At 41.8% G+C, this 19569-nt stretch carries 25 protein-coding genes; 7 read left to right on the plus strand and 18 right to left on the minus strand.

Annotated features, from left to right (window positions below; all coding sequences use genetic code 11):
* Window positions 1–96 precede the first annotated feature (96 nt).
* From V7L12_RS05560 to V7L12_RS05575, 4 genes are all read right to left on the minus strand, one after another.
* Window positions 97–321 (minus strand): type II toxin-antitoxin system HicB family antitoxin, encoded by a 225-nt coding sequence (locus tag V7L12_RS05560; protein WP_292719064.1) that lies wholly within the window; start codon window positions 319–321, stop codon window positions 97–99.
* Window positions 321–512, minus strand: a complete 192-nt coding sequence (locus V7L12_RS05565) for a type II toxin-antitoxin system HicA family toxin (protein ID WP_335082824.1) — start codon at window positions 510–512, stop codon at window positions 321–323. The genes V7L12_RS05560 and V7L12_RS05565 overlap by 1 nt, the downstream gene beginning before the upstream one ends.
* Before the next feature lie 125 nt (window positions 513–637).
* Window positions 638–1246 carry a hypothetical protein gene (locus V7L12_RS05570; RefSeq protein ID WP_335082826.1) on the minus strand — a complete coding sequence of 203 codons (609 nt, stop codon included), beginning with the start codon at window positions 1244–1246 and terminating at the stop codon, window positions 638–640.
* A 176-nt stretch (window positions 1247–1422) separates the two neighbouring features.
* Complete coding sequence (locus V7L12_RS05575; RefSeq protein WP_335082828.1) at window positions 1423–2010, minus strand: thylakoid membrane photosystem I accumulation factor; 588 nt, start codon at window positions 2008–2010, stop codon at window positions 1423–1425.
* A 287-nt stretch (window positions 2011–2297) separates the two neighbouring features.
* Here V7L12_RS05575 and V7L12_RS05580 point away from each other — a divergent pair, with 287 nt between their 5' ends.
* Together V7L12_RS05580 and V7L12_RS05585 are read left to right on the plus strand one after the other, a co-directional pair.
* The gene (locus tag V7L12_RS05580) at window positions 2298–3635 is read left to right on the plus strand and encodes a Mur ligase family protein (protein WP_335082830.1); all 1338 of its coding nucleotides are present in this window, start codon (window positions 2298–2300) and stop codon (window positions 3633–3635) included.
* Window positions 3636–3705: 70 nt separating this feature from the next.
* Entirely contained in the window at window positions 3706–4524 is an 819-nt protein-coding gene (locus V7L12_RS05585; protein WP_335082832.1) for a type 1 glutamine amidotransferase, read from the plus strand.
* Between the two features lie 319 nt (window positions 4525–4843).
* Here V7L12_RS05585 and V7L12_RS33110 read toward each other — a convergent pair whose 3' ends face one another.
* The 5 genes from V7L12_RS33110 to acnB form a co-directional block, all read right to left on the minus strand.
* A complete protein-coding gene (locus V7L12_RS33110; protein WP_442947869.1) occupies window positions 4844–4954 on the minus strand; it encodes a hypothetical protein in 111 nt (36 codons plus the stop codon).
* A gap of 278 nt (window positions 4955–5232) precedes the next feature.
* A complete protein-coding gene (locus V7L12_RS05590) occupies window positions 5233–6003 on the minus strand; it encodes a hypothetical protein (RefSeq protein ID WP_335082834.1) in 771 nt (256 codons plus the stop codon).
* A 92-nt stretch (window positions 6004–6095) separates the two neighbouring features.
* The gene (locus V7L12_RS05595; RefSeq protein ID WP_335082898.1) at window positions 6096–6491 is read right to left on the minus strand and encodes a type II toxin-antitoxin system HicB family antitoxin; all 396 of its coding nucleotides are present in this window, start codon (window positions 6489–6491) and stop codon (window positions 6096–6098) included.
* Between the two features lie 9 nt (window positions 6492–6500).
* On the minus strand, window positions 6501–6947 hold the full coding sequence (locus tag V7L12_RS05600) for a DUF29 domain-containing protein (protein WP_335082836.1): 447 nt from the start codon (window positions 6945–6947) through the stop codon (window positions 6501–6503).
* A 57-nt stretch (window positions 6948–7004) separates the two neighbouring features.
* On the minus strand, window positions 7005–9635 hold the full coding sequence (gene acnB, locus V7L12_RS05605; protein ID WP_335082838.1) for a bifunctional aconitate hydratase 2/2-methylisocitrate dehydratase: 2631 nt from the start codon (window positions 9633–9635) through the stop codon (window positions 7005–7007).
* Between the two features lie 335 nt (window positions 9636–9970).
* Here acnB and V7L12_RS05610 point away from each other — a divergent pair, with 335 nt between their 5' ends.
* The 5 genes from V7L12_RS05610 (at window position 9971) to V7L12_RS05630 (ending at window position 13310) form a co-directional block, all read left to right on the plus strand.
* Window positions 9971–10291, plus strand: a complete 321-nt coding sequence (locus tag V7L12_RS05610) for a 2Fe-2S iron-sulfur cluster-binding protein (RefSeq protein WP_335082840.1) — start codon at window positions 9971–9973, stop codon at window positions 10289–10291.
* Window positions 10292–10439: 148 nt separating this feature from the next.
* Window positions 10440–10622 (plus strand): hypothetical protein, encoded by a 183-nt coding sequence (locus tag V7L12_RS05615; protein ID WP_335082842.1) that lies wholly within the window; start codon window positions 10440–10442, stop codon window positions 10620–10622.
* Between the two features lie 155 nt (window positions 10623–10777).
* Window positions 10778–11839 carry a DUF3326 domain-containing protein gene (locus tag V7L12_RS05620; protein ID WP_335082844.1) on the plus strand — a complete coding sequence of 354 codons (1062 nt, stop codon included), beginning with the start codon at window positions 10778–10780 and terminating at the stop codon, window positions 11837–11839.
* A 30-nt stretch (window positions 11840–11869) separates the two neighbouring features.
* Window positions 11870–12466, plus strand: a complete 597-nt coding sequence (locus tag V7L12_RS05625) for a CPBP family intramembrane glutamic endopeptidase (protein WP_335082846.1) — start codon at window positions 11870–11872, stop codon at window positions 12464–12466.
* Between the two features lie 223 nt (window positions 12467–12689).
* Window positions 12690–13310 (plus strand): CP12 domain-containing protein, encoded by a 621-nt coding sequence (locus V7L12_RS05630; RefSeq protein ID WP_334821991.1) that lies wholly within the window; start codon window positions 12690–12692, stop codon window positions 13308–13310.
* 153 nt (window positions 13311–13463) lie between these two features.
* Here V7L12_RS05630 and V7L12_RS05635 read toward each other — a convergent pair whose 3' ends face one another.
* The 9 genes from V7L12_RS05635 to V7L12_RS05675 form a co-directional block, all read right to left on the minus strand.
* A complete protein-coding gene (locus tag V7L12_RS05635) occupies window positions 13464–14579 on the minus strand; it encodes an LptF/LptG family permease (RefSeq protein ID WP_334821965.1) in 1116 nt (371 codons plus the stop codon).
* A 338-nt stretch (window positions 14580–14917) separates the two neighbouring features.
* Window positions 14918–15646: an LPS export ABC transporter ATP-binding protein gene (gene lptB / locus V7L12_RS05640; protein ID WP_335082848.1), complete on the minus strand. Its 729-nt coding sequence runs from the start codon at window positions 15644–15646 to the stop codon at window positions 14918–14920.
* 30 nt (window positions 15647–15676) lie between these two features.
* Window positions 15677–16174: an LptA/OstA family protein gene (locus V7L12_RS05645; RefSeq protein WP_292857411.1), complete on the minus strand. Its 498-nt coding sequence runs from the start codon at window positions 16172–16174 to the stop codon at window positions 15677–15679.
* Between the two features lie 298 nt (window positions 16175–16472).
* Window positions 16473–16865: a DUF309 domain-containing protein gene (locus tag V7L12_RS05650; RefSeq protein WP_335082850.1), complete on the minus strand. Its 393-nt coding sequence runs from the start codon at window positions 16863–16865 to the stop codon at window positions 16473–16475.
* Window positions 16862–17227 carry a ferredoxin thioredoxin reductase catalytic beta subunit gene (locus V7L12_RS05655; RefSeq protein WP_335082893.1) on the minus strand — a complete coding sequence of 122 codons (366 nt, stop codon included), beginning with the start codon at window positions 17225–17227 and terminating at the stop codon, window positions 16862–16864. Before V7L12_RS05655 ends, V7L12_RS05650 begins: the two co-directional genes overlap by 4 nt.
* 206 nt (window positions 17228–17433) lie before the next feature.
* The gene (locus V7L12_RS05660; RefSeq protein WP_335082852.1) at window positions 17434–18615 is read right to left on the minus strand and encodes a DUF58 domain-containing protein; all 1182 of its coding nucleotides are present in this window, start codon (window positions 18613–18615) and stop codon (window positions 17434–17436) included.
* Window positions 18616–18678: 63 nt separating this feature from the next.
* Window positions 18679–18978 carry a type II toxin-antitoxin system RelE/ParE family toxin gene (locus V7L12_RS05665; RefSeq protein ID WP_335082854.1) on the minus strand — a complete coding sequence of 100 codons (300 nt, stop codon included), beginning with the start codon at window positions 18976–18978 and terminating at the stop codon, window positions 18679–18681.
* Window positions 18975–19241: a ribbon-helix-helix domain-containing protein gene (locus V7L12_RS05670; protein ID WP_335082856.1), complete on the minus strand. Its 267-nt coding sequence runs from the start codon at window positions 19239–19241 to the stop codon at window positions 18975–18977. Before V7L12_RS05670 ends, V7L12_RS05665 begins: the two co-directional genes overlap by 4 nt.
* Window positions 19242–19316: 75 nt before the next feature.
* On the minus strand, window positions 19317–19505 hold the full coding sequence (locus V7L12_RS05675; RefSeq protein WP_335082858.1) for a DUF2281 domain-containing protein: 189 nt from the start codon (window positions 19503–19505) through the stop codon (window positions 19317–19319).
* Window positions 19506–19569: the final 64 nt, after the last annotated feature.

Raw genomic sequence — 19569 nt, forward strand, 5'->3', positions numbered from 1 at the left:
AATCCGCAAAATACTCGATCAGTTCGATTGTTTACGAGATGCGATTGAGGATGTCTTGCGTTTCGCGTCTTAACAGCCTTGGCGGTTGCTATATAATTATATTTTGCTGTAGTTTGCAACTTCAACCTCATGAGCGATGCTTGTAGGTTTAGGAATAGGTAAACCATCTTCTAGCATTCCTTCTATATGAAATTCAATAGCTTCTGCAATCATCTGCTTGACTTCTTCTAAAGTTTCACCCACAGCTACACAACCTGGTAAATCAGGGACATAAGCGCCGTAGCTAGTTGCTCCCTTTTCAATCACAACTGTATAACGCATCAGTCTTCCTCCAATTGAGCATGTCTCCAGATATTTTTCAGAGTACCAATTGGTACATCCACATTTGGCTTACCAGCCACTGTTACAGTACCAGGTTTATCAGGATGTTTGAACTGTCGATGACTACCTTTAGTTCTAGCAAGATACCAACCATCAGCTTCTAGTCGTTTGATCACTTCGCGTACTTTCATGCTACTACTTATCTGTACAGTTAAAATTTCTGTTACAGATAGAGTGCCTTATTAAGAAAGCAAAGTAAATGCAATTCTATCCGTCATTTTGTCGTAGTTTTCAGTATTGCTACCCAACACATCAATCAACCAATAGGGCGATTTCCGGGATTGACTGCATGAATATATTCACTACCCGATCGCGGTCTTCCTCGTTTATAATAAGCCTCTTCTGGTTTACCCCATCCTAGCTGCAAAATCATTTCCAAAAAGCTAGAATTTTCCCACTTGCACAAACTTGCCCACTCTGTTCTTTGAACAATTCTCTCTACATCTGATGTGACAATTTGTTGGTGTTGTTTACTATTATTAAAACTCAAGTATAAATCCATCCCTATAGTGACATCATACCAAAATTCTACGATGGAATTTTTAGCAGCTTTTAATATCTCTAAGTCACCATTGAGGGCAATTAACTCAGTATCTACTTCGGGATAGTGCAAGTTTTTTCCTTTAACTGTCACTTCTCGCCAAATAATACCGGAAACTCGATTTTCTTTCTGATAATCGTGAATTGCAGTTTTGAAATCTTGATAGGCAGTAAACTGTTGCAACCCATCAGTGCTGATAAACTGGTCAATTACAGGATTGCCAGAGACTTTTATTTCTAATTTTAAGCGTTTTCCTTTGAGGCAAGCTTGGCGTTCGGCTGCCAAAATTTGAATTAGTTCCTGGGTGGTGTAAACCTTTGACATCAGAATACACTTTAGTTAATTATTGGGCAATGGGCATTGATTACGGACTATAGACTATGGATTAATTTTCTCGATTGTGAATACAGATATTTCAATATTATGCTTTGACATCGGTGGCAATGTAGTAACAGATATAACTAAAAATTAGGGCAGACCAATTTGATCTGCCCCATAAGTTACTTAGCTAACTCACTACTAAACTCGTTAAAAGCTCGCCGCTTTAACTGTGCTGTTTCAGTGCGTGGTAATAAATCAAAGATTTTACGAAATTGATCGTCTATCTCTTCAAAAGGTACTTGACCTTTTTTATTCAAAACTACTTCACCCGATTTATTAAACACCACTACTTGAGGAACACCCCCAGAATAGTAATATCCTACTTCTGTAGGGTCGTAGGTCTGTTTAGGCGGGATAGTATCTACATTAATCGGGATAATTTCTGCTACCCTACCATAGAATTCCTGTACCCGTGAAATGGAAATGGCATATCTTTTGGACTCACTGCTGTCATCTATATAAAAGGCCAAAAATACGGGTTTATGTTCCGCTAAAGACTGTGCGAGTGTCTGTCTGGGAGGAACCAATGAACCATTGCCAGCATAAACGACAAAGATGTTGCCATCATATAAATCATTATTAAGACCAGCAGATGCAGGTTGCATACTTATAATGAAAAGACTTACAAGCAACAACAGGCATTTGGACAACCACCTTCGCCAGCTAGTAATTTGTTTATGTAAAAAAAGAAACTTTGTGCTATTCATCAAAAGGAACCTTGCAAGCTACTACTTGTCGTGAGTTTGTGCTGAATTCGGCCAACTGGGCTGGATATGTAATTACGCCCACGCACTATTTTTTAAGATAACGCCTACTGAGATTATCTCTCGCAAGTGGCTGGTATCGCTACGCGCAAGTCAAAACAGAGGTAAAGTAGCGCAACAATCCAAAATTCAAAATTGCGATGACTGGCTTTTTCAGCCAGGATTCGCTAAACTCACAAGATTAAATTTGCACTTTTAATTAGCAACCGCCAGAAGACTAGGGTACAGATGTGGGAAACAAAATACAATTCATAGATAGGCTGCGATTGGGTTTCGCGGTGTCAGTGGCAAAAAGTGTGACGTTTATTGTGCGATCGCTCCGTCTGGGTGCTGCTAGTGTGTTACCAGGCTCGATTGCTCGTCGCATAGAACCCCGACTGTTACAATTATTGAGTCAGCAAGTTAAAAATGGGGTGATTTTAATTGCTGGTACTAACGGCAAAACTACTACAGCGCTGCTTTTATGCACGATATTAGAACGCAAGGGTTTTCGCATCACTCATAATTCTACAGGTGCAAATCTGGAAAATGGCTTGATGACAGCGCTGTTAGAAAGCACCAACTTACTAGGTACGCTCAATACTGATTACGCCATTTTGGAAGTTGATGAAAATATTGTACCAAAAGTATTAGCACCACTCCAGCCACGAATCATTCTTTGTTTAAACTTGTTCCGCGACCAACTCGATAGGTACGGAGAAGTAGACACAATTAGTAAACGTTGGACAAAAGTTATTTCTACCCTACCAGCAGAAACGGTGGTAATTCCTAATGCTGATGACCCAACTTTATCTAACCTCGGTCAGCAGTTACCCCAACGGGTGTTATTCTTTGGCTTGAATGAACCAGAACATTATCTAGAAGCAATTCCTCATGCTGTTGATTCTATTTACTGTCCCAAATGTGGACATTCCCTAGATTACAAGGGTGTTTATTTGTCTCATTTGGGAGATTTTACTTGTCCTAAGTGTGGTTTTAGTAAAAGTAAACCGACTTTAGAAAGTAATGAATGGTCGCAAATTCTGGTTGGTTTGTACAACAAATATAATACTTTAGCTGCTGCAACTGCGGCTATTGAGTTAGGAGTTGATGAAGCAACAATCAGAGATACTATTAACAATTTCCAAGCTGCTTTTGGTCGGGCTGAAGATTTAGTAATTAATGGTAAACGAGTGCGAATATTGTTATCCAAAAATCCTGTAGGAACGAATGAAACCATTCGCGTAGTTACTCAAAGCACAGATAAAACCACACTGCTAGTATTGAACGATCGCACACCCGATGGCACTGATGTATCCTGGATTTGGGACGTAGATACCGAAAAATTAGTTGAACGGGGAGGCACTTTAGTAGTGAGTGGCGATCGCGTCTACGATATGGCACTACGTCTACGTTACAGCCAAAAGTCCCCTGAGAGTAACTTAAATTTAATTGTAGAAGAAGATTTGCGACAAGCGATCGCAACTGCATTAGAGCATACACCAGAGAATGAAACTTTGCATATTCTACCCACCTACTCAGCCATGCTAGAAGTACGAGAAGTTTTGACTGGTCGAAAAATTCTTTAAATTTGTCATTTGTCATTGGTCATTGGTCATTGGTCATTTGCGATCGTTCCATTCCCTATTCCCTAAATTTATGACTTCTCAAAATTTGGAATTAACAATTGGTTGGCTTTATCCGACGCTGATGAGTACTTATGGCGATCGCGGTAATGTAATTACTATAGAACGTCGCGCTCAATGGCGGGGATACGATGTTAAAGTGTTACCCCTAGATCAAAATTCCACAGCCGCAGATATTAAAACTGTAGATGTCATAGTTGGTGGTGGCGCCCAAGACCGCCAGCAAGAGATTGTCATGCGTGATTTGCAAGGTGCGAAAGCTGATGCAATGCGCGACAAAATCGAAAATGGAACACCAGGAGTATTTACTTGTGGTTCACCCCAATTACTGGGACATTATTATGAACCAGGCTTGGGACAACGAATTGATGGTTTGGGAATACTCGATTTAGTTTCTGTGCATCCTGGTGAAAATACTAAACGCTGTATTGGCAACTTAGTAATTGAAGTCACAGCTTCTCGTCTAGCGCGAGATTTAAAAGAGATGACAGGTAGCACACCATATTTGGTAGGCTTTGAAAATCACGGCGGACGCACCAAACTGGGAAAAGTGGAAGCTTTGGGGCGAGTGGTGTACGGCTTGGGAAATAATGGTGAAGATGGGACAGAAGGAGCATTTTATCAAAATGCGATCGCTACTTATTCCCACGGGCCATTGTTACCGAAAAATCCCTTTGTTGCTGATTGGTTAATTCAAACAGCGCTGCGGCTAAAGTATCAGCAGGAAATTACCTTAACACCTTTTGACGACAGCCTCGCTGCACAAGCACGAGAAGCGATGTTTAAGCGCTTGAAAGTGAGTTTACCAAGTGCTGCTGCGACGAAAGTTTAACTTCAGTTCGTTGATTAAGCCTCTCCTCGTGTTGTGGAGAGGTTTGAGAGAGGTCAAATTTGATATAAAGCAGAGGGCAAAATGACTCAAGCATTAGCCAAATCCGAAGTCTACGATGGGCTACCTTATGCACTTTTATGTAAACTTTCTTCAACTCGAAGATTTATCATACTTATTCAGTGTCTTCCACTGACAAAAACTCATGTAATTCTTCTATAGTGAGTGAAGCATGGTAAATATTAGGTTCGATTTTTTAGACTTCAAAAAAAGAGGCGATCGCTTCATTAAGTTGATTGATTGCTGCTTCTTGATTTATCCCTTAATCCTTAAGAAGACCTTCAATATTTTCAAATTCAGCGATAGGAATTTGTACAGCAATAGGTCGTTGATTGTCGTCAAGAACATAGCTTTTGTGATTTGTGAAGTTCAAGTATTTTAATAACTCCTATGTGTAAAAAGTTTGGTATCAAGTAATTAGACTTTAACAGTTTATTGCGATCGCATAGATTGACCTCTCCCCCAACCCCTCTTTGAAGCAAAGAGGGGAGCCGGATTTCTCCTCCTTCCTTCGTAGGTAAGGGGGTTGGGGGGTTGGGTCAGATATGTTAAAAAGGTCGTAATTTATTCTAAAGTTCTAAAGGTTTGCTACAGGCTATCAAAACTTTTCTAAATATAAATTAAACTCGAAACTCCAAAATTTATAGAAAACTAAATATCAATAGAGAATTCAGAATACAAATCTAAAAACTCTTTTTTGTCAGGTTTTTTAAAATATAATTTATCTCCATAAGCATCTCTATAATATAATCCTCCTTCATAGCAAGTATACTCAAATTTATATTTCATTAAATTTTGTAATGTTGGTAGTGTGATATTGTCTGAATAAGGGCTAGAGTATGTAAAATCAACTTTTGAACCATGACTCATCTTGACTATGGCTACATAAAGTTGAGGCTGAGAAATTGAATTTGAACTTTCATAATAATAAGTTTTGTGGAGACTTAATAAAATTTCTATATTGCCATCAAATTTATAATGAGGTTGAGCATCATTTACAGGCAGTTCTAAGAGAACAATGATATCTTTGTCCTGTGATAGAGCTTGTTCTTTCAAAAAGAGAATTTCTTTTTCATTCTTATGGAGTCTGCTATCGTAAATTTTTATGGGTTTAGTTTTTTGTTGAAAGTATTCTTGATTTATATCTTCTGTATTGCCTTTTAACTGTAGTTCTTTTTTAGATTCTTCTGTGTTTTGTATATTCTTTAATTCTTCAATAGTTGATTGTTGTAGAATAATAGGTATAATATGATGGTCTTTGTTAATGCCAGCTTTTATTATTGCATCCCCAATAGCATAATAGTCAGAAAAACCCAAGCAAGGTACATTTTTAACTAATTTCAGCATAATTCCTGCTTGGGGTTGAAATTCAAGTTTATAATAGTTATCTCTCTGTACAGTATCAATTGTATATAGTCTCATTAGTATATTTATTAAACAACAGTGCAAAAGTTCATTTTTGCTTACCTGTTGATGTTAGATAATTAGGTAGGCATTGCCCACCGTATTATTACCTACCTCGCCGCCGTAGGCATACCCAAAATATCCTCAACTATCGGCATATCTTCCAACGGAATCACGTGCCCTTCATCCTCACAATCGGCGATTTTATCAAAGTTTAAATACCGATACAAATCATCTGCAAAAGGATGAATTCTACTCGCCACAATTATCTCTGAATCTTGTTCTTTTTCTTCAATAGATAAAAATTCATGTAATTCATCTATTGAAACGGTAGATTTATAAATATTACTTTCAGACTCATAAACCTCTTCAAAAGATTCAATTGCTTCTTTCAGTTTTTTAATTGCATCTTCTTGACTATTTCCCTGCCAGATAATGCCGTTTTCTAAACATAATGCAACCCAATAGCCAGAATTTTTTCTAAGTACGACGGTGTGAAAATTCATTCCTCGAACTTAATAACTACTTTTTAAAGTTTCTTCTAATGTAAACGGAGATTCTTTAGGAAATAAATTTAATTTAATATCTGTTTCATCAGATGCTTTGAGACGAGCTTTTTGATAACAATTTTCAAATAATTCTGCAAGTAGAGGTTGCAAACTGGGACTATCTTCTAATAATGTTTCAATACAGATACGTTGTTCAGAAATTGTACTGCGCCAACTTTCACTACGTTTTTCTGGTTGATATTGCCATTTCAACAAGTGCATTAATAACACAATTAATCGATTTTTTAATTCGCGTTTTTCACTCCTACCCATGCTTTCAATTTCTTCAATTAGATTAAGTATATCTATTTCATTAAAATTATTTTCTTTTAACTGATTGACAATTGTTTGTGTCCACAAGTAAAAGTCTTGTTCATAGAGATTTTGTTCATTTATAAAAGATGGACTGGTCATTAATATTCCTCTTGGAAACGCTAAAAATTAGGTGGGCATAATACCCACCTAATTAAACTATACTAACAAAGCCTGCTCCTCCTTAGAAATCACGCGCCCTTCATCCTCAAAACCGAGGATTTGATCAAAGTTCAAATACCGATACAAATCATCGGCAAAAGGATGAATTCTACTCGCCACAATATCCAAGTATTCCTGCACCGTGGGAAGCCGTCCCAGCAGCGCACAAACTGCGGCTAATTCTGCTGAACCAAGATACACTCGCGCATCTTTACCCATGCGATTATTGAAGTTGCGGGTAGAGGTAGAAAACACTGTTGTGCCATCAGCAACTCGCGCCTGATTACCCATGCACAAACTGCATCCGGGTATTTCTGTTCTAGCACCCGCAGCCCCAAAAATGCTGTATACACCTTCTTCTTTAAGTTGGTGTTCATCCATGCGGGTTGGTGGTGAAATCCACAGGCGAGTTTTCACTTCACCTGCGCCTTCCAAAACTTTGGCTGTTGCCCGATAATGACCGATATTTGTCATACAAGAACCGACGAATACTTCTTGCACTGGATCATTAGCAACTTCCGATAATAATTTAACATTATCGGGGTCATTGGGAGCAGCAACAATTGGTTCTTTGATTTCGTTCAAATCAATTTCAATTATTTCGGCATACTCCGCATCGGCATCGCCTTCTAATAACACGGGATTTGCTAACCATTCTTCCATCTTTGCCACACGGCGCAGCATGGTACGCGCATCTTGATAGCCTCGTGCTATCATATTTTTTAGCAGCGCTACGTTAGAACGCAGATATTCCGAAATTGTCTCTACACTCAGCTTAATTGTGCATCCGGCACAAGAACGTTCGGCACTAGCATCGGTGAGTTCAAAGGCTTGTTCAACTTTTAAATCTGGCAAACCTTCTATTTCCAGAATTCGCCCGGAGAACACATTTTTCTTGTTCTGCTTTTCTGCTGTCAGCAAACCTTTTTGAATTGCCACGTAGGGAATGGCATTCACGACATCGCGCAGGGTGATACCTGGTTGCAGTTCACCTTTAAATCTTACCAATACTGACTCTGGCATATCTAAAGGCATCACACCCAAGGCGGCTGCAAAGGCCACTAATCCAGAACCGGCGGGGAAGGAAATACCCAAGGGGAAGCGGGTGTGAGAGTCGCCGCCAGTTCCCACGGTGTCGGGTAGCAGCATCCGGTTTAACCAAGAGTGGATTATACCATCACCGGGACGCAGGGCGACACCGCCACGAGAGGCAAAGAAATCGGGGAGCTCGTGATGGGTTTTGATGTCTACTGGTTTGGGATAAGCAGCTGTGTGGCAGAAACTTTGTATCACTAAGTCTGCACTGAAACCAAGACAGGCGAGTTCTTTTAATTCATCGCGGGTCATGGGGCCTGTGGTATCCTGGGAACCAACGGTAGTAATGATCGGTTCGCAGGATGTGCCGGGACGCACACCAGGTAATCCGCAAGCTTTACCTACCATTTTCTGTGCTAGGGTGTAGCCTTTACCTGTATCAAAGGCTTGCTGGGGACGGGTGAAAACGGTGCTGGGTTCTAAACCAAGTGCAAGACGAGTTTTATCGGTGAGGGTACGGCCGATAAGTAGGGGGATGCGTCCACCTGCGCGAACTTCATCGAGGATGGTATCAGGTTTGAGGGCAAAGGTGGAAATGACTTCACCTGCTTCATTTGTGATTTCGCCTTTGTAGGGATGGATGGTAATTACCATGCCGGTTTCTAGTTTGGTGACGTCGCACTGAATAGGCAAAGCACCGGCATCTTCAGCTGTGTTAAAGAAAATTGGCGCGATCGCACCACCTAAAACATAACCCCCAGCGCGTTTGTTTGGCACAAAAGGTATATCATTTCCCATGTGCCATAACACCGAGTTAATAGCAGATTTACGCGAAGAACCTGTACCAACTACATCCCCCACGTAAGCTACAGGATGCCCTTTTTTCTTCAATTCGGCAATGGTTGCCAAGCTTCCCGGTTGCCGTGACTCTAACATCACTAAGGCGTGTAAGGGAATATCTGGGCGAGTTGTGGCGCTTTGGGCGGGGGATAAATCGTCGGTATTGGTTTCGCCAGGAACTTTAAAAACGGTGACAGTAATCGCTTCTGGTACTGTGGGGCGAAGGGTAAACCATTCAGCTTCCGCCCAAGAGTCAATCACCCGCTTGGCGAAAGGATTGGTTTTAGACAACTCTAAAACATCGTGGAAGGCGTCGTACACCAAGAGGATTTTGCTTAAAGCGTTGGCGGCATAAGCGGCGATGGGTTCCTTTCCTTGTCCACCCATTACCAGAGGTGTTTCAGATGAGTCTGAGAGAGATACGGTGGGCCATTGCAGCAAATCGATTAAAGATTGCACATTGTAACCACCTATCATTGTCCCTAACAATTGCACCGCTTCTATGCGCGAAACCAAGGGACTGATGATTTCCTTTTTGGCAATCGCGGTGAGAAATCCAGCTTTGACATAAGCTGCTGGATCAACACCAGGAGAAACGCGATCGCTCAATAAATGCAATAATATATCCTCTTGACCCTTGGGCGGATTTTTCAGTAATTCGCACAGTTCAGATGTCTGCTTTGCATCCAATGGTAAGGGGGGAATTCCCAGTGCAGCTCTTTCGGCAACGTGTTTACGATATGATTCCAGCATTCTTAACTCCACTCCAAATATTTAACCAAACAAAGTTTTAAGTGTGTATCATCACTTCCCTAGTTTCAGGAGGATTCAACCTCACAAGCTTTTACAGGTGGAATTAACAGCAAGTGAGTTTCCTTACCTTAAGTTTTTTGTCTAGCAAGGACTTATAATTATCACTGTATAACTATTTTTCCTTGATAAGGCTCTTTGAAAATAATTCTCTTTTCGTCTTTGTTTACTTGGTAATGTGCTTATTTATCAGATAAAATAACCTTCTTGTCCACTGAACTTATGAACGGCCAAAGCCTGAATCTCTAAAGTTCTCGTTGCATCACCTTCCTTTGTATATGTCCAAAACTTACACCGTAGAAATTAATCACCAAGGCAAAATTCATACTTTGCAAGTTCCCGAAGATGAAACGATCTTATCAGTTGCCGATGCTGCTGGTTTGGAACTGCCGAGTTCTTGTAATGCTGGTGTTTGTACAACTTGCGCCGGTCAACTATCTGAAGGAACTGTGGATCAAACTGATGGCATGGGCGTTAGTCCAGATTTACAAAAGCAAGGTTATGTATTGCTTTGTGTTGCGAAACCCCTTTCTGATTTGAAACTTGAGACAGAAAAGGAAGACATTGTTTATCATTTACAATTTGGCAAAGACAAATAATCTGTGAGCAGTTATCAGTATATCGGATGATTATTCATAACTGAATAACTGTCCACCGAGCATTACCAAATCTGATAAATAACATAAGTATTTCATCGCAACTGACATCAGCTATTCTAGAAATTACAAATCAACAGGATTTACCAAGATGACAACTCATTTTATTACCGCAGAAATTGATTTACAAGAAACTCCGGCAGAATTACTAGAAGCAATTGAAACAGAGTTGAACAAACAAGGCGAACCCCTGCGTTGGGCTGTTACCTCTGTAGATGTTGACGAACAAAAAGCGACAGTTGAAGCAGTAGTGACAAAGAGTGCTGAGTGCTGAGTAGTGAATGCTGAGTTAGAAGTTAAAAGTTAAAAGTTGAGAGTTAGGAGTTGAGAGATGGAAGTTATAAAGTTGAGAATTGAGAATTGGGAGTTAGTATTTAATGGCTTTTGATTTATAACTCAGCACTCAGCACTCAGCACTCAGCACTCAATATGCGTCCCTACACAGCTATCTTAATTGTACCAACTGGCGTTGGGGCTGCCATTGGGGGTTATGCAGGAGATGCTTTACCTGTTGCCAAGGTTATAGCACAGGTTTGCGATCGCCTAATTACTCACCCCAATGTCCTGAATGGCGCAAGTTTGTATTGGAATCTCCCTAACGCTTTCTATGTTGAAGGTTACGGGCTTGACAAATTTGCCTCTGGATGCTGGGGTTTGCGTCCAGTTCGCACTAACAAAGTAGGTTTGCTTTTAGACCAAGGTATTGAGCCAGAGTTGCGACTACGACATATACAAGCAGCAGATGCAGTCAGAGCAACTCTAGGATTAACCTTAACGGATTATGTAATTACTGATGCACCATTGAATGTAGAATTACGGACTACAGCATCGGGAGTGAGTTGGGGAACAATTGGCAACCCGGATAGTTTGTTACGAGCAGGTGAGATATTAATTAAAAAAGCGGGGGCAGAAGCGATCGCAGTTGTTGCCCGTTTCCCCGATGATATGGATGAGGAGGCAGTACAAAAATATCGCCAGGGTGAAGGCGTAGATCCTTTAGCGGGTGCAGAAGCCGTAATTAGCCATTTGCTAGTGCGAACCTTTCAAATTCCTTGCGCCCATTCTCCCGCCCTTTTGAGCGAACCTCCACAACCTGATTTATCTCCCCGTTCCGCCGCCGAAGAATTGGGCTATACCTTTTTGCCCTGCGTCCTTGTCGGATTAAGTCGTGCCCCACAATTTATAATAGAGAAAAGACAGATTGCATCAGACAAAGAAGATATTTGGGCAGATGAAGTGGATGCTGCGATCGTACCTGCAAATGCTTGTGGTAGCAGTGCTTTACTAAGTTTAAGCCAAAGACGATGCCAAATAATTACAGTAGAAGAGAATAAAACTCTAATAAAAGTTCCTGCCCAACCTTTGGGGATCAAATCTATACAGGTAAACTCATATTTAGAAGCAGTAGGTGTATTGGTAGCACACAAAGCAGGCATCAATCCTTGCGCTCTCCGTCCCAAATTATTACCTTTGCAGTCAATTAGTCATTAGTCATTAGTCATTAGTTGCCCCCTAAAACCCGTGATTGAACAACAAAAGCAAAAGCCAGAAATTCCATACCTGACGCGCATCCAAGTACTTGGGGCGATGGGAGCGACTGCAATCATTTTGTTGATAGTCGCCAAACTTTCGTTATACTTTGGCAATTTTTCGCTATTTTCTTGGGACTTGAATCAAAGAGAGTTGCTGTTGGGTGTAGGGTTGGGGTTTGTGCTCACCGCGTTAAGTGGCTTAACTTACCGCCTATGGACTGCCTATCGTAAAAGTGCAGATTATTACCTAGAAGTGGTACTGAAGCCTTTAGCTTTACCAGATTTAATTTGGCTGGGGTTGCTACCAGGGTTGAGTGAAGAATTGTTATTTAGGGGTGTGATGCTGCCAGCTTTAGGCTCCGATATTACAGCAGTAATTGTATCCAGTCTTTGCTTTGGCATCTTGCATTTTAGCGGTTCCCAACAATGGCCTTATGTAATTTGGGCAACAATTGTCGGGATGATATTGGCATATAGCGCCCTGCTCACGGGCAACTTGTTAGTGCCGATTGTCGCTCATATTATTACCAATTGGATTTCTAGCTATTTCTGGAAAATACGGCAATTTTCGGCAATTAAAAAATAAATATTTGTTGATCGGCAGAATGTTATCACAATTTATGCTTAGTTTTTGGGCATTGGTTACATTGGATAACATCAGAAGTTGACAACTGGTCTAATTTATTGTTGTAGCTGGGCAAAAGTTCAACTTTTTTTACTTTCTAGTTAGCCAACTGTGCGTTGCAATGCTTCGATACGTCCATGAGGGCGCTGTGCTGCACCGGACTATTAACCAGGAGACTACAGCAATGATGAAAGCCGAAGATATCATGACCAAAGACGTAGTTACCATTCGCGGTTCGGCAACTGTTGCTGAAGCAGTGGGGCTGATGAAGGATAAAGGATTGCGGGCGCTGGTTGTGGATTGCCGCCATGAGAATGATGCTTATGGCATTGTCACAGCAACGGATATTGTTTATAAGATAACAGCCTACGGTAAAGATCCAAAGCAAGTGCGGGTTTACGAAATTATGAGCAAGCCTTGCATTGTGGTCAATCCTGATTTGGGTGTGGAATATGTAGCGCGGTTATTTGCTAACACTGGTATTCATCGTGCACCTGTGATTCAAGGCAAGCTGTTGGGCATCATCTCGATTACCGACATTTTGACCAAAAGCGACTTTGTGGAAGCGCCAAAAGCGCTACTGCTGGAGGAGAGAATTCAAAAATCAATTGAGCAAGCTCGTGCTATTTGTACTGAACAAGGTGCTTATTCTAAACCCTGTGCAGCTGCCTGGGATGAGGTAGAAGAACTTCAGGCAGAAGCAGCTCATCAGAAAGCTGAGGGGATGATATCAGCGAAAGTCTCTTTTGAAGAATACTGCAAGGAAAATCCCGATGCACCACAATGTCGAAATTATCACCCGTAATTGAAGTGGGGGGATGAGGGAGAATAATAGACATCTGGTGAAAAAGAATGTAGAGACCTACCACTGCTATGTTTCTACAAGGGTTATGGATAACGCATATTTAATTTCACCAGGTGTTTAATATTGTTTGTGTACTTCCGCATCCCCTTCAATTTACCGTCTGGCAACTCGTATCAATAAGAATAAACCTATTCCCAAAAAAAGAAAGTTGGGCAACCAAGCCCCCATAAAGGGAGAAAGGACACCTGCTTGTGCGATCGCCCCACTAATAAAGAAAATTAAGTAGTACGAAAATATCACTAGGACACTAATCCCAAAGCTTGTACCTCTCCCCGTTCGCTGGGGTATGCTTCCCATCGCTGCACCTACCAAGCCAAAAACCACGCATACAAAGGGCAAAGAGATTTTTTGTTGAATCCGCACTTCAAGTTTACGAATTTTTTGGCGATCGCCACCGAGATTTTCCACTTCTAGTTGCTGTAGTGCTTCCGAAATATTCATCTCACCGTAGTCTCGGCTTTTTTCTGCCAAACTTAATGGCGTGCGCGGTAATAGCAGTTGTTGGTGTTCAAATTTGACGATATTTCGATAAGAGCGATCGGCAGCAACAAAATAGATCGTACCGTTGTAAAAATCCCAGACATTTTGAGAAGGATTCCACTGAGCAGATTCTGATACCACAATTTGATTCAGATTTTTTGTTGAGCGATCTATAATTGTCAACCCTGTCATCCGCTTACCATCAAATTGGTCGGCGTAAAACAAGCGTGTCAATATCCGATTCTTAGAACCATCCGGCTGGGCAACATCCTGGTATTCAGGATAGAAAATATTTTGCTGTTTAAAAGTTGGCTTGTCTGATTTCAAGGCTTTCTCTAAAGTCATCGCCGCTTGATAATTTGCTGCTGGTGCAATTTCTTCGTTAAATATAAATGTCATTCCTGTGACTACAAGACTTAACATCACAGCAGTTAGCACCATGCGATAGACACTGACGCCACAACCACGCAGGGCAATGAGTTCGCTCTCGCTAGAAAGACGACTGTAGGTCATCAAAGTAGCCAGCAGCGTAGACATGGGAAAGGCTAAAACGATAAAGTTGGGAAATTTTAATAAAAAAACTTGAATAGCAATGTCTATGGGTAGCCCAGATTCGACAATTTTTCTGATGAGATCAAATACAGCATCAATGGTGACGCCAATTGATGAAAAAGCTCCGACACCAAAGAAAAACGGCGCTAACAATTCGCTGGCAAGATAGCGATCCATGATCGTAAAAGGCAGCAGCGAATAGAGACTGTTGAAAAACGTGAGCTTCTTTGATATCATAAGCAACTTTAAAATTTCAATATTGGCAACCCTGGCCAAGCAAAGTATACAGCAGCAGGCAGCAGGCAGCAGGCAGGAGAAAAATAGTCTTTATATCTGGTCTTGAACTTTAGGCTCTCTACCTCACTTAATTGCAAACTGCTGTATCTAGTTTATTCAGTATCAAAGTTTAATTCTCAATAGGTGAGAAAGCAGAACTAAAATGAATTCATAAATTCATGCTGAAGAATAAAAAATCAAAATATCTTTTGAAATGATTAACTAAATAATTGTTTAATTTAGACTTGAAAATTATCTCCTAAATAATATTGCCGCACCAGGGAGTTGCTATAAAGTTCGTCAGCAGCGCCAAAAGCGAGGATTTGTCCCTCACGCATGATGTAGGCGCGATCGGTGATAGCTAGGGTTTCGCGGACATTATGATCTGTAATTAAGATTCCCATGCCGCGATCGCGCAGTCGTGCTACGATTTGCTGAATTTCTGAGACTGCGATCGGATCAACTCCCGCAAATGGTTCATCCAAAAGTAAAAATTTTGGCCCTTCTCGTCCAGCAGCTAAAGACCTTGCTAATTCCGTCCGCCGTCTCTCACCACCAGAAAGTTGAATTCCTTTACTCCTAGCTAATTTTTCCAACCGAAACTCCCGCAGTAAAGTATTGAGTCGCCTTGACCACTCCCATCGTGGCACATGGGTTTGCTCTAGCACTAACAGAATATTATCCTCTACCGAGAGTTGGCGAAAAACACTTGCTTCTTGTGCTAGATAGCCAATACCCAGTCGTGCCCTTTCATGCATTGGCATTCCCGTTACCTCTACATTACCCAGCCAGACTTTTCCTTGATTGGGTTTTTCTAAACCTGTAGCAATGTAAAAGGTTGTGGTTTTACCAGCCCCATTGGGGCCTAGTAAACCAACAACTTCACCCTGAGCAACAGAAAGGTTGACACGATTGACAATTACTCGCTTGCCGTAAGATTTGTGAATATTCTCTAAAACAATTTTCACTCTGGAAGCACCCTTTCTTGGTGGTAAATGCTAATTAGAAGGCTTCAAAGGTGGTGTCTTTGGGGCAGGTGTCGCAGTTTGTCCATTATTATCTGATTCCTGCACCATGTAGATGGACTCTACCTGACGGTTGGATTGGGGTAAAGCAACAAATCGCCCTTCATCAATTAAATAGGTTACTTTCTCCGCCCGAATACTGTTACCGCCCTGTTGTAAAATATAGACATTGCCACTGAAATCAATTCGGCGTTCTTTACTAAAATACTGTGCTTGGGCAGATGTTGCCTGAATTTGGCGAGCCGGATACAACATTTGCACATTACCGCGAGCCGTGATTACTTGATTTTTAGCGTCATATTCTTGCACATCAGCGCGGATAGTGAGGGGGCGATTTGCCTGAGATGTTTGTGCAGTAGCGGTTTGCACTTGGGTAGGGAAGGCAAAAGCGCCCAAAAGTGCAGCTGGCAGCATTAAAGCTAATCCAAAGCGACGTATCTGGGATAAGGGCAATTGATAGCAGGGCATCATAGCAATTGGGGATTTAGGATTTCAGCTTGCATTCTAATTATCTCAAGTACTTTATCCAGATATGAAATATACAATCTGGAGTGATTTCCGATAACTACTGGCTGAAATAGTGACGCTACCCCCAACCTCAAGGTTTCAGGTAATTGACATAAGAAGTGAAAATGACGTAGGCACAATACTCTTCTTTTAACGGAGACGCCACGCGTAGCTTGCTTCCACGTAGTGCTACGGGAAAATTTTGGCTACATGAATTGTGCCTACCAGGGATTTCGGACAACGCAATAATTTCACCAGATGTCTAATCAGTTGTTAGCACAATTCTAGGCAAAGATAAGGCTTGATTTTCACCCAATTCACCAGCAGCAATCAAGTCTTGCCCTATTTGTTGTAAATTCATCAACAACACTGCGCTCTGACTCAATAGCTCATCTACGTCAACGCCGCTGTAACTAGATGGGTAACGGCGTAGGCGATTGCTGCCTTCTCCCAATAGAATTACAGCACCTCGCCAGTTCCGATTTTCCAAATGATACAGTGCCACAGCAATTTGGAGAATTCCCTGATAAAAAGTTTTTTCCGGTTCGCCAGCTTCAATCCACAAAGCCTCTAAAGTGTCATGACAAGCGTAGAACTGTCCAGAATTGAACTGTTCTACGCCTTGCCAAAACTCTTGGGGGATGATTTCGCTCATCCCATACTGTCTCGAACTTCTTTGATTGTTTCCAGAGAGATTTCTTGTTTTTCTCCAGCAAACTCGTTGTCAGGGGTGAGGAATAACATACAATGACACTCCTGGCGTTCTCTCATTGGCACACAAGGACAGTTCCAATATGTAGCGTGAATCTCAGCTTCTTTATCTTCGTAATGGCGACAAGGACATAAAGGCGCACCTAGATCGTCTTTATGTTTGGCTAGTCCTTCAATCACAACTGCGGTAACAGAAGGTTCAGAACAGAAGTATGTTCCAGTACGCTTGGCGTATTGTTCGGAAAAATGCCGCATTGCCTCTAGGCTTTTATCGCTGGATTTTGTGTTATGTTCTGATGTGATCATGTCGCTCATAATTTAAATATTTCTTTGCATTGTACCTCAGCCTCACTAAGGGATTACTGGGTGTATTTCCCCAACCTTACCTGCTCAAATTATCTTACCTTTGCTCAAAGGCTGATGTGTCCGATGTACTGGGATCAGAGAAAATCCCAGAAATCGCAGAAACTTAACTTGTCAGCAGTCTTTGAAATTATAAAATTTGAATTGATTTATGAATGTAATGTTTTTTGTAGTTGGGGTTGCAGTGGGTGTAGGCCTAGCCCGTCGTAGGCATCGCTTTGCAAAACTATACCAGGGTGTTCCCAATTGATTACCTCTGGTTCTGCTGCTGAGGAAATATTTGGCCACAAAACCCAGCGACTGCCTTGAGAAAGAGTAGCAAGGCTCAGAGGGTTTTGAGTCAGCCAAATCAAAGGATAGCTTTTAGGAACTACTGAACTGGCATCTTCTAGGGCTGTGGTTGCTGCTAAGGTTTCTAGAACAAAACGATCGCCTTTAATTAAATTTGTTGATGCTGTCCACAGTTGCACCTGTAATTGTTGTTGCTGTGCATAAAAGTACAACGAAGCTGCGGCAATTACTGCTTGTTCAAAGTTTTCTTCTTCCCAATTGCTAGCACTGTCAAGGGCAATAACTATTTCTTGTCCACCTGTTACCATTTCTAACTCCCGCACCCTTAATTCGCCATAGCGGGCACTAGTCCGCCAGTGAATCAGACGAGTCGGATCTCCTAGACGGTAGGGACGGAGCGATCGCACCAGCCCCGTTGTCGCTGTCTGCAAGGGTCTACCACGAGGATCGCCCCTTTTACTCTCTTCTTGTCCCATTTCGTCTACTAGGGGGCAGGTAGCCAAGGGCAACACTGTGGGATAGACGATCGCTGTGGCAGCACAGTCACGCTGACGGCGACACCAGAATAACCCCAATGGCGCACCAGAACCCAGTTCGACTGTGTGCCAGCGATAAACACCCCGGCGCTGAGTAGGGTGATAATATACCCAACGGTAACTACCTTGGCTAGGAATTGTTTCGATTGCCTTTTGTACTGGTTTTCCTAAGACGAAGGGCAGTATATCCTCAACTTGCAATAGGCTTACAGGCTGCTGTGTCTGATTGCAGATTTCTAATTCCACCGTTAGATCGTCACCCGCTGACACAGGTTGGATGGGACGGCGGGTGATGGATAGACCTGTGAGGGATCGCGGCGGTAAGATGGCTGCTACACCCAAAAGGGCAAAACTAATGCCGCTAATGGCGTAAAGCCAACCAGCCATCGTATTGATACCTGCGCCAAAAAAACAAATTGCCGTTGCTGCTAGTACCCAACCGCCATAAGCAGGGGCACTGGCGCGGGTTTCTAACCAATTAGTGATGGGTTTGATAATTTTCATGTTTCTTTTTTAACCCAACACCACCCAAAATTCACAGTGTCTCAGGGTTCACCAAAAAAGCTTTTAGTTGGATTCCTCAAAAAGAGATGGAAAGTTACGACGACCACTTATAACCCGTAGAATTTCGATACCATCATCTAGCACTTTGTAGAAAACGATATAGCCTTGCAAGGATACACCTCGGAGGTCTGGACGAATTTTTGCGTAACTTTTACCACTGTTTGGAAAGGCAACAAGTTGTTGGCACTTGCGGTTGAATTCACTGAAAAATCGCTCTCCTGCTTCAACGCTAGTTTGAGCAAAGTAGTCGGCAATTTCATTGATATCTCGGCTGGCAAGAATGTTGATGACGTAGCGACTCATGCTTGCGCCTGATGTCCTTGTCGAAACCGCTCTAGAACTTGGTTTACGAATGTCTCTCCATCAATAGGAGGCGTTTGGTCTGAAGCTAAAATCGCCGCATCAATTTTTTCTCGCACATCTTCGAGCCATTTAGCATCGGCGCGATCATATTCATCAAGCAACCGTAAGGCGATTTCAAGGGCTTCTTCTGCGGAGCGATATTTCCCAGACTGGAGCTTGGTTTGAATAAAGCGTTCTTGATCGGGTGTGAGACTGATGCTCATAGAAAACCTCTATTCAGATTATTCACCATTTTAAGTTAAAAAACGCACCCTGCTTTTTCGTTCAGTTAAAGTTTATTAAAGAAACAAGGAATCCACAGCCTCAAACCATTGTGACCATTTTTCCACGGGTGATTCATCAGGCTGACTGTCAGCAATTTTAACTTGATGTTTGTGGATAACAAAATCAATGAAATCAGTCACTTCTTGTAGGAGTGGTTCGGAAAGTTGCTGCAATTTTGCGATCGCAGTTTCACGAATAGTCATGGGAATAATCCTTTTTCAGTCCTCTTCATTTTTACTCAAGGATTTGACTAAATGCACGGCAAGG

Source organism: Nostoc sp. (assembly GCF_036918245.1).
Taxonomy (GTDB): Bacteria; Cyanobacteriota; Cyanobacteriia; order Cyanobacteriales; family Nostocaceae; genus Nostoc.

Coding starts and splice junctions, on each gene's coding strand:
- V7L12_RS05560 (WP_292719064.1), bottom strand. CDS start 321: ATGCGTTATACAGTTGTGATTGAAAAGGGAGCAACTAGCTACGGCGCT.
- V7L12_RS05565 (WP_335082824.1), bottom strand. CDS start 512: ATGAAAGTACGCGAAGTGATCAAACGACTAGAAGCTGATGGTTGGTAT.
- V7L12_RS05570 (WP_335082826.1), bottom strand. CDS start 1,246: ATGTCAAAGGTTTACACCACCCAGGAACTAATTCAAATTTTGGCAGCC.
- V7L12_RS05575 (WP_335082828.1), bottom strand. CDS start 2,010: ATGAATAGCACAAAGTTTCTTTTTTTACATAAACAAATTACTAGCTGG.
- V7L12_RS05585 (WP_335082832.1), top strand. CDS start 3,706: ATGACTTCTCAAAATTTGGAATTAACAATTGGTTGGCTTTATCCGACG.
- V7L12_RS05590 (WP_335082834.1), bottom strand. CDS start 6,003: ATGAGACTATATACAATTGATACTGTACAGAGAGATAACTATTATAAA.
- V7L12_RS05595 (WP_335082898.1), bottom strand. CDS start 6,491: ATGAATTTTCACACCGTCGTACTTAGAAAAAATTCTGGCTATTGGGTT.
- V7L12_RS05600 (WP_335082836.1), bottom strand. CDS start 6,947: ATGACCAGTCCATCTTTTATAAATGAACAAAATCTCTATGAACAAGAC.
- acnB (WP_335082838.1), bottom strand. CDS start 9,635: ATGCTGGAATCATATCGTAAACACGTTGCCGAAAGAGCTGCACTGGGA.
- V7L12_RS05610 (WP_335082840.1), top strand. CDS start 9,971: ATGTCCAAAACTTACACCGTAGAAATTAATCACCAAGGCAAAATTCAT.
- V7L12_RS05615 (WP_335082842.1), top strand. CDS start 10,440: ATGACAACTCATTTTATTACCGCAGAAATTGATTTACAAGAAACTCCG.
- V7L12_RS05620 (WP_335082844.1), top strand. CDS start 10,778: ATGCGTCCCTACACAGCTATCTTAATTGTACCAACTGGCGTTGGGGCT.
- V7L12_RS05630 (WP_334821991.1), top strand. CDS start 12,690: ATGATGAAAGCCGAAGATATCATGACCAAAGACGTAGTTACCATTCGC.
- V7L12_RS05635 (WP_334821965.1), bottom strand. CDS start 14,579: ATGGATCGCTATCTTGCCAGCGAATTGTTAGCGCCGTTTTTCTTTGGT.
- V7L12_RS05645 (WP_292857411.1), bottom strand. CDS start 16,174: ATGATGCCCTGCTATCAATTGCCCTTATCCCAGATACGTCGCTTTGGA.
- V7L12_RS05650 (WP_335082850.1), bottom strand. CDS start 16,865: ATGAGCGAAATCATCCCCCAAGAGTTTTGGCAAGGCGTAGAACAGTTC.
- V7L12_RS05655 (WP_335082893.1), bottom strand. CDS start 17,227: ATGATCACATCAGAACATAACACAAAATCCAGCGATAAAAGCCTAGAG.
- V7L12_RS05660 (WP_335082852.1), bottom strand. CDS start 18,615: ATGAAAATTATCAAACCCATCACTAATTGGTTAGAAACCCGCGCCAGT.
- V7L12_RS05665 (WP_335082854.1), bottom strand. CDS start 18,978: ATGAGTCGCTACGTCATCAACATTCTTGCCAGCCGAGATATCAATGAA.
- V7L12_RS05670 (WP_335082856.1), bottom strand. CDS start 19,241: ATGAGCATCAGTCTCACACCCGATCAAGAACGCTTTATTCAAACCAAG.
- V7L12_RS05675 (WP_335082858.1), bottom strand. CDS start 19,505: ATGACTATTCGTGAAACTGCGATCGCAAAATTGCAGCAACTTTCCGAA.